At 61.1% G+C, this 17,413-nt stretch carries 16 protein-coding genes; 3 read left to right on the top strand and 13 right to left on the bottom strand.

Annotated elements, in window-relative coordinates; genetic code table 11:
* Positions 1-65: 65 nt before the first annotated feature.
* Positions 66-827 (bottom strand): CHAD domain-containing protein, encoded by a 762-nt coding sequence (locus tag RGV59_RS14445; protein ID WP_126585895.1) that lies wholly within the window; start codon positions 825-827, stop codon positions 66-68.
* 82 nt (positions 828-909) lie between these two features.
* Positions 910-1,188, bottom strand: a complete 279-nt coding sequence (locus tag RGV59_RS14440; RefSeq protein ID WP_017848818.1) for a hypothetical protein — start codon at positions 1,186-1,188, stop codon at positions 910-912.
* A gap of 217 nt (positions 1,189-1,405) precedes the next feature.
* Here RGV59_RS14440 and RGV59_RS14435 point away from each other — a divergent pair, with 217 nt between their 5' ends.
* Positions 1,406-2,443, top strand: coding sequence for a patatin-like phospholipase family protein (locus RGV59_RS14435; protein WP_017848819.1), 1,038 nt, complete (start codon positions 1,406-1,408; stop codon positions 2,441-2,443).
* Positions 2,444-2,589: 146 nt separating this feature from the next.
* Here the strand turns inward: RGV59_RS14435 and RGV59_RS14430 are convergent, their stop codons facing one another.
* From RGV59_RS14430 to kdpF, 6 genes are all read right to left on the bottom strand, one after another.
* The gene (locus tag RGV59_RS14430; protein WP_026140251.1) at positions 2,590-3,279 is read right to left on the bottom strand and encodes a response regulator; all 690 of its coding nucleotides are present in this window, start codon (positions 3,277-3,279) and stop codon (positions 2,590-2,592) included.
* 37 nt (positions 3,280-3,316) lie between these two features.
* On the bottom strand, positions 3,317-5,968 hold the full coding sequence (locus tag RGV59_RS14425) for a sensor histidine kinase (RefSeq protein ID WP_126585894.1): 2,652 nt from the start codon (positions 5,966-5,968) through the stop codon (positions 3,317-3,319).
* Positions 5,969-6,074: 106 nt separating this feature from the next.
* Positions 6,075-6,620, bottom strand: a complete 546-nt coding sequence (gene kdpC / locus RGV59_RS14420) for a potassium-transporting ATPase subunit KdpC (RefSeq protein WP_026140252.1) — start codon at positions 6,618-6,620, stop codon at positions 6,075-6,077.
* Between the two features lie 67 nt (positions 6,621-6,687).
* Positions 6,688-8,745 carry a potassium-transporting ATPase subunit KdpB gene (kdpB, locus tag RGV59_RS14415; protein ID WP_185833591.1) on the bottom strand — a complete coding sequence of 686 codons (2,058 nt, stop codon included), beginning with the start codon at positions 8,743-8,745 and terminating at the stop codon, positions 6,688-6,690.
* A gap of 19 nt (positions 8,746-8,764) precedes the next feature.
* Positions 8,765-10,465 (bottom strand): potassium-transporting ATPase subunit KdpA, encoded by a 1,701-nt coding sequence (kdpA, locus tag RGV59_RS14410; RefSeq protein WP_017848824.1) that lies wholly within the window; start codon positions 10,463-10,465, stop codon positions 8,765-8,767.
* Positions 10,466-10,474: 9 nt separating this feature from the next.
* Positions 10,475-10,564: a K(+)-transporting ATPase subunit F gene (kdpF, locus tag RGV59_RS14405; RefSeq protein ID WP_003218754.1), complete on the bottom strand. Its 90-nt coding sequence runs from the start codon at positions 10,562-10,564 to the stop codon at positions 10,475-10,477.
* 412 nt (positions 10,565-10,976) lie between these two features.
* On the opposite strand from kdpF, the gene eat reads away from it, so the two are divergent.
* On the top strand, positions 10,977-12,341 hold the full coding sequence (gene eat / locus RGV59_RS14400) for an ethanolamine permease (RefSeq protein ID WP_017848825.1): 1,365 nt from the start codon (positions 10,977-10,979) through the stop codon (positions 12,339-12,341).
* A 110-nt stretch (positions 12,342-12,451) separates the two neighbouring features.
* A complete protein-coding gene (locus RGV59_RS14395) occupies positions 12,452-12,619 on the top strand; it encodes a DUF2897 family protein (RefSeq protein WP_079443146.1) in 168 nt (55 codons plus the stop codon).
* Positions 12,620-12,684: 65 nt separating this feature from the next.
* Here RGV59_RS14395 and RGV59_RS14390 read toward each other — a convergent pair whose 3' ends face one another.
* From RGV59_RS14390 to RGV59_RS14370, 5 genes are all read right to left on the bottom strand, one after another.
* A complete protein-coding gene (locus tag RGV59_RS14390) occupies positions 12,685-13,533 on the bottom strand; it encodes an urea carboxylase-associated family protein (RefSeq protein ID WP_046384258.1) in 849 nt (282 codons plus the stop codon).
* A gap of 15 nt (positions 13,534-13,548) precedes the next feature.
* Positions 13,549-14,193 carry a GntR family transcriptional regulator gene (locus RGV59_RS14385; protein WP_126585892.1) on the bottom strand — a complete coding sequence of 215 codons (645 nt, stop codon included), beginning with the start codon at positions 14,191-14,193 and terminating at the stop codon, positions 13,549-13,551.
* 178 nt (positions 14,194-14,371) lie between these two features.
* Entirely contained in the window at positions 14,372-14,704 is a 333-nt protein-coding gene (locus RGV59_RS14380; protein WP_126585891.1) for a ComEA family DNA-binding protein, read from the bottom strand.
* A gap of 114 nt (positions 14,705-14,818) precedes the next feature.
* Positions 14,819-16,813: a polysaccharide biosynthesis protein gene (locus RGV59_RS14375; protein ID WP_046384261.1), complete on the bottom strand. Its 1,995-nt coding sequence runs from the start codon at positions 16,811-16,813 to the stop codon at positions 14,819-14,821.
* Positions 16,814-17,018: 205 nt separating this feature from the next.
* Positions 17,019-17,405, bottom strand: coding sequence for a GtrA family protein (locus RGV59_RS14370; RefSeq protein ID WP_174630458.1), 387 nt, complete (start codon positions 17,403-17,405; stop codon positions 17,019-17,021).
* Positions 17,406-17,413 lie beyond the last annotated feature (8 nt).

Below are 17,413 nucleotides of genomic sequence, written 5' to 3'. Positions count from 1 at the left end.
AGCAGCGATCTTAACCAGCGCACCCACCAGGTACAGCGCCTATTCCGGCCAAAAACCGGACCGGCTCAGAAACAATCCGCGCAGAGTTTGTCCAGCACCCGATCCGCCTCGCCTTCGGCCTGGGCCATGGTGCGACGCCAAATCGTCACACAGGGCTGCAGATCGGCTTGATGCTCAGCCTGGAGCAGCCACTGCCAGCAATCATGCCAATCGCCCAGGGCGCCTTGGGCTTGCTTGAGGCGCGACATTGCCTTGACCGGCAGCTTGTCCAGCTCGGGGTAGGCTTCGGCGGCGTAGCGCACGCGCTTGATCAACAAGCGCAGACGGTGGCGATCGTGGCTGGGGTCCTGCAGGGCGTCATCGAGGTTGTGCCATTGCTTGGTCAGGCGTTTCTCGATACGCGTGCGCAGGCCCCTGAGCAGTTTCTGGTGTTGCGAGGCACGGATAAACCGCGGGAATGCATCGAGGATCTGCAACAGGTGCGCCAGCTCCGGGCCCTCGGCGACGTGGCGATAGGCCTCGGGTTGCAGGCGCAGACGACGGTCGGCAGCGGCATGGTGACCGTGCTGGTGCAGATGCGCGGCCAGCACTTCACGATCGCGCAACGGGGTGGTCAATTGGCCGACGGTACTGGCGGCCAGTTCGAGTTGTTCGACCCCCGGCAAGCCGCGCAAGGGTCGCAACAGGCTACGCAGGCGCCGCACGGTGGTGCGCAAATCATGCAGGGCTTCATCGTCGGTGACGGCGGCGAGCCGAGCCTGGCAGCTCAGTAACCCTACTTCCAGGCCGATGACCTGAGCGACTAACTGATCTACCAAGGCTAACATGTTTTCCTCCACTGACGACGAATAATCCCTGCATCACTCAAACCGCTGACGCAGCCTGGTTGCACTCGACAGCTGCGACGAATCAGCGGCCGGCGCGCGACTCACGAATATAGAAACGCGCCTTCTCGGCCTTATTGGCGCAGCCTTCGAACGCTTCGAATTGCTGCTGGGTCTTGGCGCCGGTCAGCAGGGACAAGGCCTTGGAGTAACTCACGGTACCGGCAAAGCCTTCGGCCTTGGCCAGGTCCAGCTCTTTCCACGCGGCGTCCAATTGGCTGCCACAGCTGTCGCGATAGGCAGTTTTCCCGGCGCAACCGGCCAGGGCCAACATGATCACAGGCACACACATCCAGGCTTTCATCGATGACACCTCAAAATAAAGAAAAACGGTCGTACCGTGTAGACGTTGCCTACAAAGAAAAGTGCCTTGTCCGCCACCCGAAATCAAAAGCGCCTATTGCCAGAGCATACCCGAGCCTAGCCGCTATTCTGGAAAAATATTGCGCGGTGGCGCGAAGATTGAAGCCGCCCCCGTATTGGGTGCATTGTGGGCGCCTGCTTAACGAAGGACATCGACCATGAAGAAGCGTGTTGCCTTGGTGCTGGGCTCCGGTGGGGCCAGGGGCTATGCCCATATCGGTGTGATCGAGGAAATCGAACGGCGCGGCTACGACATCGCCTGTATCGCCGGTTGCTCCATGGGCGCGGTGGTGGGCGGAATCTATGCTGCCGGCAAACTCGATGAGTATCGCAACTGGATCGAAAGCCTGGATTACCTCGACGTACTGCGCCTGGTCGATGTGAGCTTTCGTCTGGGAGCGATTCGCGGCGAGAAGGTCTTCGGGCAGATCCGCAAGATCGTCGGCGAGATCAATATCGAAGAGCTGCGCATCCCCTACACCGCCGTGGCCACCGACCTCACCAACCAGCAGGAAATCTGGTTCCAGGAAGGCTGCCTGCACCAGGCCATGCGCGCATCGGCGGCGATTCCGAGCCTGTTCACCCCGGTGATGCAGGGCAACCGCATGCTGGTGGACGGCGGCCTGCTCAACCCGCTGCCGATCGTGCCGGTGGTGTCGAGCCATTGCGACTTGATCATTGCGGTCAACCTCAACGCGACCAACCAGAAACACTACCACTTGCCGGTGATCCAGCGGCCGCCGGCATTCAAGAGCCGCTTCAACAGCCTGGCGAAGTCGCTGGGTTCGCACTTGCCGTTTCGCCGCAAGCAGGCCGAGCAGTTGATGAAGCTCGAACAGGAAGCCTTGCAGGCCCAAGCGGCCGAGATCAACCCGTGGCTGGAGTCGGCCGAACCGGAATCCCAGCAGCCCGCCGCCGCCCCGGAAAAAGCCGGGGCGCCGAAGTCGGCGACCGGATCGTTCATCATCGACAACGTCGGCCCGGCATCATTGCTGGACCTGATCAACCAGAGCTTCGAGGTGATGCAGACATCGCTGGCGCAATACAAGATCGCCGGCTACCCGCCGGATGTGCTGATCAACGTGCCGAAGCGGGTGTGCCGGTTTTTCGAGTTCTACAAGGCGCCGGAACTGATCGCCCTGGGGCGCGAGATCGCCAGTGATACGTTGGATCGGTATGAGAGTGAGCAGCACTGAGATTGGCGGTGTGGCTGGGGGCCCTATCGGGGGCAAGTCGAATCGTCGCACCGCCCCTCCCACATTTTGATTTGTGAACGCCTTCAACCTGTGGGAGGGGGCTTGCCCCCGATAGGGCCCTGACAGCCAACGAAAACCCATCAGACCTAAGCCCCCAGCAACCGATACCCCACCCCCGCCTCGGTCACGATAAACCGCGGCTGAGTCGGATCATCCGCCAGCTTCTGGCGCAGGTGGCCCACCACGATGCGCAGGTAGTGGCTGTCCTCGGTATGGGTCGGCCCCCAGATGTCCTTGAGCAGTTGTTGCTGGGTAATCACCCGCCCCGGATGTCGCGCCAATTGCGCCAGCACCGCGTATTCCTTGCGGGTCAGCGCCACTTCGGCGCCGTCCAGCAATACGCGGCGGAAGGCCAGGTCCACCGTCAGCGGGCCAAAACACAACGCCGCTTCCTGGGCTTCACCCGCTGGGGCCTGGCGCAACAAGGCGCGCACGCGGGCCAGAAACTCCTGGATGCCAAAGGGTTTGGTGACGTAATCGTTCGCGCCCCCATCCAGCGCCTCGACCTTTTGCACTTCGCTGGCGCGCACCGACAACACCAGCACCGGCACCGTCGACCACTCACGAAACTCGCGCAGCACCTGCTGGCCGTCCATGTCCGGCAAGCCGAGGTCGAGTACCAGCAAATCCGGCTTGCTCAAGGCGGCCTGGGCCAGGCCTTCGTTGCCAGTGCCGGCCTCGATCACTTTGTAGCCCTGGGAGGCCAGGCTGATGCGCAGGAATTTGCGGATCTGCGGTTCGTCGTCAATGACCAAAATCGTCGCGGTCTGGCTCATGGTGTCCAATCAAAATCCATTGAAAAAAGAGAGTAGCTCACGCCTCGCGTTCCAGGCCAGGCTGTGCGGGTAAAGGCAGGAACAGCGTGATGCAAGTGCCCCGCCCGCCAATCCCATCGGCGACGCTGATATGCCCGCCATGGGCACCGACCATGCCCTGGCAGATCGCCAGGCCCAGCCCCGTGCCCTGCCCGCCGCGATCACCACGGGCAGCGGTGTAGAACATATCGAAAATCTTCGCGCGCTCGTCTTCGGGAATCCCGGGGCCCTCGTCCGCCACGGCGAAGAATAGCTGGTTATCCGACACCCCGGCGCTGACGTGCAAATGGCCCTGGGCCGGCGAGAACCGGGCGGCGTTTTCCAGCACGTTGACCAGCGCCTGCTCGATCAACGCGGCATGCACATACAGCAACGGCAGTTCAGACGGCACATCGATCCTCACCTGCAACGGCGCCAGCACCGCGCGCAAACGGCCGAGGGCGCTGCCGACGATATCGCCGGGCGAGACCCAATCGCGCGCCAGCTTCAACGCGCCGTGACCCAGGCGGGTCATGTCCAACAGGTTCTGGATATAGCGGTCGAGGCGCTCGGCTTCATCGCGGGTGCCTTCGAGCAACTCGCGGCGATCCTCCAGCGGGATGGCTTCGCCGAGTGCCAGCAGGCTGTCGATACTGCCGCGCATGGACGTCAACGGCGTGCGCAAATCGTGGGACACCGAGGCGAGCAAGGCACTGCGCAGTTGCTCGGTCTCGCCGTGCAGGCGCGCGGACTCCAGCTCCTGCGCCAATTGCGCGCGGGCCAACGCCTGGGCCAGCGGCTGGCTCAAGGCAGTCAGCAAGCGACGGCGCTGGCCGCTCAGTTCCATACCGGGTTTTGCGCTGACGCCGAGCAACCCCAACGGGCCCTCTTCACCCGACAACGGCCACCACCACCAGCGCCCGAACGGCAGCGTGCCGGTGCCCTTACCTGCCGGCTGGTCATGCTGCCAGGCCCAGTCGGCGGCGGCACGTTCGGCTTCGGTGAAGGTCAGCGGCCCGCCGGTCTCGACTTTCCAGACACCCTGGCCGTCGCGGTTGACCAGGCACAGATCCAGGTCGCTCCAGCCTTCCAGGTGATGCGCCGCCGCGCTGATCACCGCCTGGCGATCGGTGGCGGCGGTGAGTTTGCGCGACAGGTCGAGCAGCTCGCTGGTTTCTTCCTGGGTATCGCGCAACGCCTGCAACTGCCGACGCTGGCGCGCCGCGAGGTTGCCGGTCAACGCCGCCATCAGCAGGAAGAACAACAGAGTCAGTACGTCTTCTTCACGCTGGATGGCGAAGGAGAATTTTGGCGGAATAAACAGGAAGTCATACGTCAGGAACGACAGCGCCGCGCACATCAGGGACGGCCCCAGGCTGCTGCGCACCGCCACCAGCAATACCGCCGCGAGAAACACCAGCGAGATATTCGGCAACGGCAACACACTGGCGACCGCCCAGGCCAGGGCCGCCGCGATCACCGTCGCGACCACCGCCAGCGCATAGTCGAACCACACCAGCCCGCGCACATCCGGCAGGCGCGGCGGTGCAGGTACGTCGTCGCTGTCGAGGATGTTGATTTCCAGACCGCGCGCATTGCGCATCAGGCGCTCGGCCACGCCACCGCCGAACAGCCGACGTCGCCAGTTCATCCGCGACTGCCCGACCAGCACCAGGCTGGCGCGGCGCTCGGCGGCATGCTGGATCAGCGTCTTGGTCACCTCACCCGCACGCAGCAGCACCACGTCACCGCCGAGGCGTTCGGCCAGTTGCTGGGCATTTTGCAGACGCAGGCGTGCTTGTTCATCGCGTGCGCGGCCGTTATCGATATGCACCAGGGTCCAGGGCAGATGGCGACGCTGCGCCACGCGGCTGGCATGGCGCACCAGGCGTTCGGCTTGTGCATCGCCGTCGACGCCGACCAGCAAGCGCCCACGCACGGCCGGCGCGGCCTGGCCGAGTTGGCGGTAACCCTGGGCCAGGTCGTCGTCGACGTGAGCGGCGGCGGTTTGCATCGCCAGCTCGCGCAGGGCCATCAGGTTGGTCTGGGTGAAAAACGCGTCGATGGCCGCACGGGCCTGTTCTGGCACATACACCTTGCCGTCGCGCAGGCGCTCCAGCAACTCGCGCGACGGCAGGTCGATCAGCAGCAGTTCATCGGCCTCCTGCAGGACCCAATCGGGCAGGGTTTCGCGCACCTGCACGCCGGTGATGCCACGCACCTGATCGTTGAGGCTTTCCAGGTGCTGGACGTTGACCGTGGTGAACACGTTGATGCCGGCGGCGAGCAGTTCCTGAATATCCTGCCAGCGCTTTTCATGGCGGCTGCCGGGCGCGTTGCTGTGGGCCAGTTCGTCCACCAGCACCAGTTGCGGCTTGGCAGCGAGCAGGCCGTCCAGGTCCATTTCCTCGAGCATCACGCCCCGGTATTCACTGCGCAGCAACGGTTGCTGCGGCAGGCCACTGAGCAACGCTTCGGTCTCGGCGCGGCCGTGGGTTTCGACCACGCCAGCGAGCAACCTGACGCCCTGGCGCAACTGCGTGTGGGCGGCCTGGAGCATGGCATAGGTCTTGCCCACACCCGGCGCGGCGCCAAGGAAGACTTTGAGCCGGCCACGGCCGTCCCGGGGCAGATCGGCTAACAGGGCATCGGCGCGGCCGGAGTCGCTCATGCGCGGGGGTTCCTTCAGGGGTTTATAGGGTGTCTTTCAGGGCGCTATCGCGGGCAAGCCCGCTCCCACATTTGGAATGCATTGCCCGCGATAGCGGCGCTCCTGTTTACAATTTTTCCAGGGCCATGTTCAGCGCCAGCACATTCACCACCGGCGGGCCCACCAGTGGGCTTTCAATGTGTTCATCCAGCAAGCGTTGCAGGGTGGCCACCGGCACATTCCGCGCGGCGGCTACCCGCGCCAGTTGATAGGCAATCGCCTGCGGAGGCAAGTGTGGATCAAGACCGCTGCCGGAGGTAGTCAGCGAGGCTAACGGCACCGGCCCTTGCGCGGGCACGAACTGTTTATTCGCGTCATCGAACACGCGCGTGGCCAATGCCGGGTTGCTTGGCCCCAGGTTGCTCGCGCTGCTGGACACGGTCGCGAACGCGCCCGCCGAAGGACGCGGGTGGAACCAGCTGTCGCCGGTAAAGTCCTGAGCGATCAGGCTGGAGCCGCGCACCTTGCCGCTGGCGTCGCGCACCAGGCTGCCGTTGGCCTGGTCCGGGAAGGCAACCTGGGCGACGCCGGTCACCACCAACGGGTAGGCGACGCCGGTGATCAGGGTCATGAGGACCAGCAGGCTCAAGGCCGGGCGGATGATATTGGACATTTCAAATTCCTCGATTCGGTCAGTGCAACCTGTGGCCACCGCTTTGCCGGTGCCCACAGGCATCGGGTCAAACCAGGTGCAGCGCGGTCAGCAACATGTCGATCGCCTTGATGCCCACGAACGGCACCACAATCCCGCCCAGGCCGTAGATCAACAGGTTGCGCCGCAGCAACGCCGCCGCACTCGCCGCCTGCACCCGCACACCGCGCAGCGCCAGGGGAATCAGCACGACGATGATCAGCGCGTTGAACACGATGGCCGAGAGGATCGCGCTCTGCGGGCTCTGCAGGTGCATCACGTTGAGCACGCCCAGTTGCGGGTAGATCGAGGCGAACAGCGCCGGCAGGATCGCGAAGTACTTGGCCACGTCGTTGGCGATGGAAAAGGTGGTCAGCGCGCCGCGGGTCACCAGCAATTCCTTGCCGATCTGCACCACGTCCAGCAGCTTGGTCGGGTCGCTGTCGAGGTCGACCATGTTGGCCGCTTCGCGGGCAGCCTGGGTCCCGTCGTTCATCGCCATGCCGACGTCCGCCTGGGCCAGCGCCGGGGCGTCGTTGGCGCCGTCGCCGCACATCGCCACCAGTCGACCGTCGTTCTGTTCGTGGCGAATCCGCGCGAGTTTTTTCTCCGGGGTGGCTTCGGCCAACACATCGTCCACGCCGGCTTCCGCGGCAATCGCGGCCGCTGTCAGCGGGTTGTCGCCGGTGACCATCACGGTGCGGATCCCCAGCTTGCGCAGCTCGGCAAACCGTTCGCGGATGCCGGGCTTGACCACGTCCTTCAGATGGATCGCACCGAGCAACTTGCCATCGGCGCACACCAGCAACGGCGTGCCGCCGCTCTGGGCGATCTTGTCGACTTCCCGCGACAGAGCCGGTTGCAGGTCGCCGCGAGGCTGACCGATAAACGCCAGCAGCGAGTCCACGGCGCCTTTGCGGAATACGCGGCCCTGATAGTCGACGCCGGACAAACGGGTTTCGGCGGTGAACGGCACGGCGGTCAGTTCCGCCAGGGACGGCTCGGCTTGCGGGTGCAGGGCACGCAGGTATTCAACGATGGATTTACCTTCTGCCGTGTCATCCGCCAGGGACGCCAGCAGCGCGCCCTCGGCCAGTTCCCGGCCGCTCACGCCCGGCGCCGCCACCACTGCCGCGCAGCGACGGTTGCCAAAGGTGATGGTGCCGGTCTTGTCCAGCAACAACACATGCACGTCCCCCGCCGCTTCCACGGCGCGACCGGACTTGGCGATCACGTTGAGGCGCACCAGGCGGTCCATGCCGGCGATACCGATGGCCGAGAGCAAGCCGCCGATGGTGGTCGGAATCAGCGTCACCAGCAGGGCGACCAGGAACACCAGGGGCAAGCTGCCATTGGCGAAGTGGGCGAACGGCTGCAGGGTCACGACCACCAGCAGGAAGATCAGGGTCAGGCCGATCAGCAGGATATCCAGCGCCACTTCGTTGGGGGTTTTCTGGCGTTTGGCGCCTTCCACCAGCGCGATCATGCGGTCCAGCGTGGACTCGCCGGGGTTGGCGGTGATGCGGATCAGCAGCCAGTCCGAGACCAGGCGCGTGTTGCCGGTGACGGCCGAGCGATCGCCGCCGGATTCGCGGATCACCGGCGCGGATTCACCGGTGATCGCCGCTTCGTTGACCGCGGCGATGCCTTCGATGACCTCGCCGTCGCCGGGGATCATTTCCCCGGCGGCGACGCGCACCACATCACCTTTGCGCAGGCTGGTGGCGGGCACGACCTTGAAGCTGCCATCGGCCTCCTTGCGCCGAGCGCTGAGGCCTTCGCTACCGGCCTTGAGGCTGTCGGCGCGGGCCTTGCCACGCCCTTCGGCCAAGGCTTCGGCGAAGTTGGCGAACAGCACGGTAAACCACAGCCACACGGCGATTTGCGCGGCGACGAAGGTCGGCACGGCGGTGTCGGGCACCAGGCACAGCACGGTGGTGAGGATGGCGGTCAGTTCGACCACCAGCATCACCGGCGAGCGTTGCAGTTGCCGTGGGTCGAGCTTGACGAACGCCTGGACCAGCGCCGGGCGCCACAGCGCAGAGATCGCGGTTTTGGCGGGTTCGTGGGGTTTGACCGGGCTCGCGTTTTTTGCAGGCATATTCATTTTCATATCCCTCGGCTCTTCATTTAAAAGCAGCCATGCTCAGGTGTTCAGCAATAGGGCCCAGTGCCAGTGTCGGCAGGAAGGTCAGGCCGCCCACCAGCAAAATGGTCACGGTCAACAGGGTCACGAACAGCGGACCATGGGTGGGGAAGCTGTTCTGGCCAATCGGGGCGGTCTTCTTCATCGCCAGGCTGCCGGCCAGGGCCAGTACCGGGAGGATGTAGCCGAAGCGACCGATCAACATGCCCAGGCCCAGCATCAGGTTGTGGAACGGCGTGTTGGCACTGAAGCCGCCGAACGCCGAACCGTTGTTGGCACTGGCCGAGGTGTAGGCATAGAGCAACTGGCTGAACCCGTGGGGGCCAGGGTTGCTGATCGCACCGGCCGGGCCGGGCAGGCTGGAGGCTATGGCACCGAGCACCAGCACGCCGATCGGCATCACCATCAGGGTCACGACCAGCAATTGCACTTCCTTGGCCTGCAGCTTCTTGCCCAGGTATTCCGGAGTGCGGCCGATCATCAGGCCGGCGAGGAACACCGCGATCAACACGTTGAGCAACATGCCGTACATACCGGCGCCGACGCCGCCGAAGATCACTTCGCCGACCATCATGTTGACCAGTGCCACCATCCCGCTGAGGGGGCTGAGGCTGTCGTGCATGCCGTTGACCGAACCGTTGGACGCCGCGGTGGTGGTCACCGACCACAACACGGTGCCAGTGGTGCCGAAGCGCGCTTCTTTACCTTCCAGCGGTGCGGTCTGCTCAACCGCCGGGTTGTTCAGGGTCGGGTTGGGCTGGTATTCGGCCCACAGCGAGGTCGCGCCGCCGATCAGGAACAGGGCCAGCATGCAAGCGAGGATCGCCCGGCTCTGACGCAGATCCTTCACGTAATGGCCGAAGGTAAACACCAGCGCCACCGGGATCAGGATGATTGCCGACACCTCGAACAGGTTGGCCCAGGCCGTCGGGTTTTCAAACGGATGCGCCGAGTTCACGCCAAAGAAACCACCGCCGTTGGTGCCCAGTTGCTTGATGGCAATCTGGCTGGCTGCCGGGCCCAAAGGGATCACCTGGTCGACGCCCTGCAGGGTCACGGCATCAACGTAATGCGCGAAGGTTTGCGGCACGCCCTGCCACACCAGGAACAACGCCATCACCAGGCACAACGGCAACAGGCCGTAGAGCGTGGCGCGGGTCATGTCGACCCAGAAGTTGCCCAGGGTCTGGGTGGATTTGCGACCGATCCCACGGCACAGCGCGACCAGGACTGCCAGGCCGGTGGCCGCACTGACAAAGTTCTGCACGGTGAGGCCGGCCATCTGGCTGAGGTAGCTCAGGGACGCTTCACCGCTGTAAGACTGCCAGTTGGTGTTGGTGATGAAACTGACTGCGGTGTTGAAGGCCTGGGTCCACTCCAGGCCCGGCAACTTCTGCGGGTTCAGTGGGAAGTAGCCCTGGAACAACAGGATCGAGAACAGCAACACAAACCCGGCGAGGTTGAACGCCAGCAACGCCAGCATGTATTTCTGCCAGCTCTGTTCCTGCTGCGCGTCCACGCCCGAGAGGCGATAGCACGCGCGCTCCACGGGCCCGAGCAGCGGCGTGAGCCAAGTGCGCCGGCCTTCCATCACGTTGTAATAGAACCGCCCCAGGAACGGGGCCGGCACCAGTACCACGGCGAAGAAGGCGATGATCAGCCAATAGTCATAACTGTGCATAGCCTGCTCCTAGTTCCGATCCGCGCGTAACAGCGCAACCAGCAGATAAATGAACAGCGCCACGGCCAATAGCAGTGACACCCCGTCCAGAACGCTCATGGAAGTCTCTCCGTTTAGCGGCGAGTGCCGCGTGTGGGGCAATTGTCGGCAGGAGTGGTGTAAAGGAACGAGAGCGAGGGGCTGGGTGGGGCGTAAAGATGGCGTAAAGAGTGGGTTTATGCGGGGTTTACACCGGGGGTTTCGGCGCCTGGGCGGGCGCTATCGGGGGCAAGCCCCCTCCCACAGGTTGATCGGCGCTCGGCGTGACAACTCGGTCAAGTGTGGGAGGGAGCTTGCTCCCGATAGCACCGGCACAGTCACCGCCGCACTTATCTGGTGCAGCAACCGGAAAATTCAAACGCCAAACCATCCCCCAAACGACAGTAGCGCAGCTTTACGACAATGATTCTCAGGCTGGCATGGCCGCTGCAACACCTTGAATCATTCCAACCGGTTCAGGGAGCGCAATACGATGAACACACAACTCAAACCCACCTTGGGCACCCTGCATTTGTGGGGCATCGCGGTCGGGCTGGTGATTTCCGGGGAATACTTCGGCTGGAGCTATGGCTGGGGCGTGGCCGGGACCTTGGGCTTCCTGGTGACCTCGTTGATGGTCGCCGCGATGTACACCTGCTTTATCTTCAGTTTCACCGAACTGACCACCGCCATTCCCCACGCAGGTGGGCCCTTTGCCTACAGCCGCCGCGCGTTTGGTGAGAAAGGCGGCCTGATCGCCGGCCTGGCGACCCTGATCGAATTCGTGTTCGCCCCACCCGCTATCGCCTTGGCCATCGGTGCGTATCTGAATGTGCAGTTTCCCGCACTCGATCCGAAACACGCCGCCGTCGGCGCCTACATCGTGTTCATGGGCCTGAACATCCTCGGCGTGAAACTCGCCGCCACCTTCGAACTGGTGGTGTGCGTACTCGCCGTCGCCGAACTGCTGGTGTTCATGGGCGTGGTCGCCCCCGCGTTCAGCTTCAGCAACTTCGCCCTTAATGGCTGGGCCGGCTCCGACACCTTCGGTGCTCCGGCGATTGCCGGGATGTTCGCGGCGATCCCCTTCGCGATCTGGTTCTTCCTCGCCATCGAAGGCGCGGCCATGGCGGCCGAGGAAGCGAAAGATCCCAAGCGCACCATTCCCAAAGCCTACATCAGCGGCATCCTGACCCTGGTGATCCTGGCCATGGGCGTGATGTTCTTCGCCGGCGGCGTGGGCGACTGGCGCACCCTGTCGAACATCAACGACCCGCTGCCCCAGGCGATGAAAACCGTAGTAGGCGAAAGCTCCGGCTGGCTGCACATGCTGGTGTGGATCGGCCTGTTCGGTTTGGTGGCGAGCTTCCACGGCATCATCCTTGGCTACTCGCGCCAATTCTTCGCCCTGGCTCGGGCCGGCTACCTGCCGTCGTTCCTGGCCAAGCTGTCGCGTTTTCATACACCGCACCGGGCAATCATCGCTGGCGGCGTGGTCGGTATTGCCGCCATCTACAGCGACGGTTTGATCAACCTGGGCGGCATGACCCTGACTGCAGCAATGATCACCATGGCCGTATTCGGCGCCATCGTGATGTACATCATGAGCATGCTCAGCCTGTTCAAACTGCGTAAGACCGAACCGCTGCTGGAACGCACCTTCCGCGCACCGGGCTACCCGATCGTACCGGGCATCGCGCTGGTGCTGGCGGTGGTGTGCCTGGTGGCCATGGCCTGGTTCAACGCGCTGATCGGCATGATCTTCCTCGGCTTCATGGTGGTCGGCTTCATCTACTTCCAGATGACCGCGCACGACCGCGCCGCGGCACCGGCAGATGCAATGTTGACCGGGCTCTAAGGTTTTGAGGCAGAACAGGCCTACACTGAACTACTCAGAAAGCCTGTAACTCAAAGCAGTTATTACCGTGGGAAAAACCTCCCACGGCAATCTGCCTCAAGGAGAGCGTTATGCCGTGGTATGCATGGTTGATTATGGTGGTTGCGATCGGGTCGATCGTCGGCGGGCTGCTGATGCTGCGTGACAGCGCCAACAAAGTGGAACTCACCGACGAACAACGCAAACGCGTGGCCGAGCGCAATGCGCAGGCGGATGCCAAGGATGGGCAGGACCGCTGACCTGGTTTGCCCTTGTGGCGAGGGAGCTTGCTCCCGTCGGGTTGCGAAGCAGCCCCCTCCCCCGGTTACTCCCATTCCGCCTTGGCAATCTGCAAACCGTGCTGCCCTTTATAAGCAGCACGCTCCGGCTGACTCCAGCCGTTCAGCAACTCGGCTTCCAATCGATAAATCTCAACCCCCAGCGGACGACACACCGTCAGCGGGTCCTGTGCATCCGGGCCCCACATCGGCAGCGACAGATCCCCGCCCGGGCAGGTCGACAGCGCACACAACAAATCAATCTCGGCAAAAAACTCCAGGTAATCGCCCTTCTGCGCCGGACAGGCTTTCATGAAATACATGTCGTCGTGATTGAGGCCGGTGCATTGGAAGATGTTCAGCACGTCATGCACGTCGAATTCCGTCAGACCGTGAGGCAACACCGCACGGGTCAGGTTCGAGTGACAGTGATGATGGAAATCTTCACCAGTGAGCATGCGGTTCACATACGGGTCGCAGCGCGTACCGAGCAAATCGTGCAGACGCCCGCCGTGCTCATCAATGCCGTAGCTGGCCAGGCTGTCATCGGTGATGGTCACCAGCGGCCGCAGGAACGGCAGGTTCGACCACAACCGATCATGGGTGCTGACATGCGCGCCCTGTAACTGGCGCGTGCGCGCGGCCCACAGGCGTTCGCGCGGGTCGTTGGCGTTCCACACATTGAAGTCGCCCACCTGTGGCCCCACCGGCGTAGTCACACGGAACACATGCCCGGCCGGCACCTTCCACGCCCTGCCCGTGCGAATCGGCACCTCGAACTGCTCGACCAAGGTGCGTTGATCCTTGCGCTCACGGATACGCTCATAAAACGCGGTGTCGACCTGCAACGCCGAACCTTTGCTGACCTGGTAAGCGGCTGGATAGTCTTTGTACATGGTGCGATTCCTCGATCAAGGGAAAGTAAACAGGGCCAACGACTGCCGTTCCGAATCATCCAGGTACACACTCATCGCCTCCCCGGCCGCCAGCTTGTTGTTATTGGCTAATAACGCGTGGATCTCAAGGTCCCGTTCCAGCCAGGGCGACTGGAAACGCTGCTCATCGGGCGCGGCGCAGAACACCAGACGCAACTGCGCAATCACCTGGGCGAAAAACTCGTCGAACAACGGGCTGCGCATCAACCCGACAATCTGCTGGTGCACCAACAGGCTGTGGGTCGCAACCGCACGCCAGTCCTCACGCTCCCGGGCCAGCGCGGTGGCCTCGATGGCGTTTTGCATACGCTCGGATTGATCCTGGGTGAACGCACCGCTCTGGGCAATGGCCTGCAATTCGAGCGTGCGGCGGACGACAAATAAATCACGCACCTCTTCGCGCTCCAACCGACGAACCACCACGCCCTTGTTGCGCACGTAGCGCGTCAACCCTTTCCGCTCCAAACGGTGCAACGCCTCACGAATCGTATTGCGCGACGCGTTATAGGCCTTGACCAGCTCGGCTTCGACCAATGCCATTCCCGGCAACAGTCGGCCACCAATGATGTCGGCACGCAGTTCCAGGGCGATCTGGTCGGCTAAGGACAAGCTGAGTGTCATCGTTACCTCACGATTGTTGAACAATCCTCCCTGTGTCAGTAATCACTTTTCATGCCAACGCCTGCGCGATGTAAAAAGATTCAGCGTGGTAAACACGCATCGTCGAAATCGTGCGCGACGGTTTGTAAACGCAGATCCCGGATGAAAAAAGGCCGGTCACTGACCGGCCCCTCGATGCTTACTTGATCTCTAACCTGCCACGATTCTTCTCCAGCAACGCCTTGCCGATACCCTTTACTTCCAACAACTCATCCACCGCCATGAACGGACCGTTGCTCTCGCGATAGGCGATGATTGCATTGGCCTTGGCGGCACCGATGCCGAAAAGGTCACGACGCAGGGTTTCGGCGTCGGCGGCGTTGAGGTTGACCTTGGAGGATTGTTCAGCCTGCATTATCTGGACGGCGATCGGGGTTGGGGGCTCGGGTTTGATCGATGGGGCGGCGGTAGTGGCGGCGGAGAGAGTGGTGAGGAAGGCGAAGATTAGGGAGGTGAGGTAGGTGTTTTGCATTGGTGGGGCTCCATGACATCGGTGAGGTAGAAAAAGCAGCTTTTCCGAAGCTGCTTTTCTACGTTAGGCGATGGGTGGAGGGTGTCAAAAGTGGGTGGGTTACAGAGTGTTAACTCATGGTTCCAGGCGACGTTGCTGGTAGATCCAGTCGACGATTTCACCTTCTGGGGAGTAGCCACTTACAGTTTCGCGCAAGAGTTGGCGGACGCGGGTGTAGTCGTCCTGCTCCACGGCCGCAAGAAGCTCTGTCAGCTTATCCTTGAGTACGTCCCACGAAAGATGGTCCTCATTAGCACTCATAATCATCGGATGCTGAGTTGCAACCACGTTATCCCCGATCAGCAGCTCTTCATAAAGTTTTTCCCCTGGGCGCAACCCCGAAAACTCGATAGCAATATCACCATGGGGATTTTTGTCAGAGCGAACGCTCAGGCCTGACAGATGAATCATCTTCTCGGCTAATTCAACGATCCTTACAGGCTCGCCCATATCCAGAACGAACACGTCACCACCAAGCCCCATAGATCCAGCCTGGATAACCAACTGGGCAGCTTCGGGAATGGTCATGAAGTAGCGCGTAATCTTCGGATGAGTGACCGTAAGTGGTCCACCATACTTGATCTGCTTATAGAATAGCGGAATAACAGAGCCCGAGGAGCCTAGCACATTCCCGAAACGAACCATCGTGAATCGCGTTTTGTTAACGTGAGAAATATTCGACTTGTCGCCAAACAGCACAGGGGCCAACTCCCGGCTGAGCGCTTGTAATGTCAGTTCAGCAAGACGCTTAGTACTACCCATGACATTGGTAGGGCGTACAGCTTTGTCAGTTGAAATAAGTACGAAGTTGCTAACACCCGCTTGAAGCGCGGCCTGAGCGGTGTTGAGGGTGCCAATCACGTTATTCAGCACGCCTTCGGCAATATTGTGTTCGACCATCGGCACATGTTTATAGGCCGCCGCATGATATACGGTGTCTACATGCCAAGTTTTCATAACATCCAAAAGTTTGGGCTGATTACGCACAGACCCTAGTATTGGTAAAATGCGAACAGGCAATGACTCCCGCACAATCCGTTGCTCTAACTCAGACAAAATACTGTATAGATTGAACTCACTGTGTTCAAAGAGTAAAAGTGTGGTGGGGCGCAGGTCCAGAATCTGTCGGCACAACTCAGAGCCAATAGACCCTCCTGCACCGGTAACCAGAACAGTTTGACTCTTGATGCAATGTTCAAGCAGCTCGCCATTGGCAGGAACTGGGTCGCGACCAAGTAAGTCTGCTATATCGACTTCTTGGATATCATCGACCTTTACTCGGCCACTGGCAAGGTCCATAAAGCCAGGAACACTTCGCACATGGAGTGGAAAGTCTTCAAGAAGACCGAGAATTTCGCGACGACGAGCACGGTTGGAAGACGGAATGGCGAGGAGAATTTCTTGCGCACCTGTCGATTCAAGCATCTGTTGTAGGTGCTTGGGCTTGTATACTTGCAACCCAGAGATCACCCTGCCTGCAATATCACTGTCGTCATCAATAAAAGCTACTGGGCGCATCACTCTGCCCATCCGCAATGCTGCAACCAATTGATTACCTGCTGCCCCCGCACCATAGATGGCAACTTTCAATAATCCATCATCTCTACTCGTAAAGGGAACATGCTGAACGGCAGTGAACCAGTCACCCAGAAAGTACTGACGCATTGCAAGGCGTAATCCACCGATCATGATCAAACTCAACCACCAATAGTTGAATATGATGGAACGGGGTACGACGCTTTCATGGTTGCTGTACCAATAAACCACGACGCCGAGGATCAACGCAGACAGGCTCACGGCCTTGATAATCGCAATCAAGGCGTCGTTGCCAAAGTAGCGCATCACCGCACGATACATACCAAATCGAATAAAGAGGGGAATCGAGACTATCGGGGCACTTAAAAACAACCATGAGTGCTGTACTACGGGATTGATCAACTCGTCGATACCGAGCCTGACCACAAATGCCATCCACAATGCAAGCCACACCAGCAGCGTGTCAGCGGTGACCTGTAGAATGCGCTTCTGCCGGCGAGGGAGGCGAAGCAGATTTGTCCGTAATGTACCCATAGTTCCCAACTTTCCTTCCAGCTCAATTTTTGATGACAGACACCTAAATCCTCAGCGTAAAACCACAAGCTGATTTCGTCAGTCGATGAATCATACAGCGGGAGCGCCCTCGAAGCTTCAATAAAGGCCTTGACCCTTACCATCGGCAACGGAGGCGAGGGCGACAGCCCCAGTACCGTGACTGAGCTCCCAAGTACACCTGCTTTCAGCGAAACGACCAGCGTTTGTGGCCTAGATAACTGGTAAACACCGGAACAATTACACCTACGCCATGAGCAATCTCTGCCACGAAACGGTGAATACCTAGGCCAGGGAGTATATAGAAAGCCAACACCATGCTAATCATCCAAGTCTGGAAGACGGCAACAACATTTACCAACACGAAAAAAATTACCGAACGATGCAGCGATTGCTTGCCATCTTTGAAAACAAGCAGTTTGGCAAGTACAAACGCGGTGATCATACCGGTGAGGTACGCTAGGATAACGGCACTGGAAAACCCTATCCAGTGATTATAGACAATCCTCGACCCAAAATTGACCGCTGCTGCTGTTCCGCCGGTGAGCAGGAAGACCAAAAACTGACGAGACATGAACTGAT

The organism is Pseudomonas sp. FG1 (assembly GCF_034313875.1).
Lineage (GTDB): Bacteria > Pseudomonadota > Gammaproteobacteria > Pseudomonadales > Pseudomonadaceae > Aquipseudomonas > Aquipseudomonas veronii.
The sequence above is the reverse complement of the archived record's forward strand: the minus strand, read 5'-3'. Positions and strand labels throughout refer to the sequence as shown.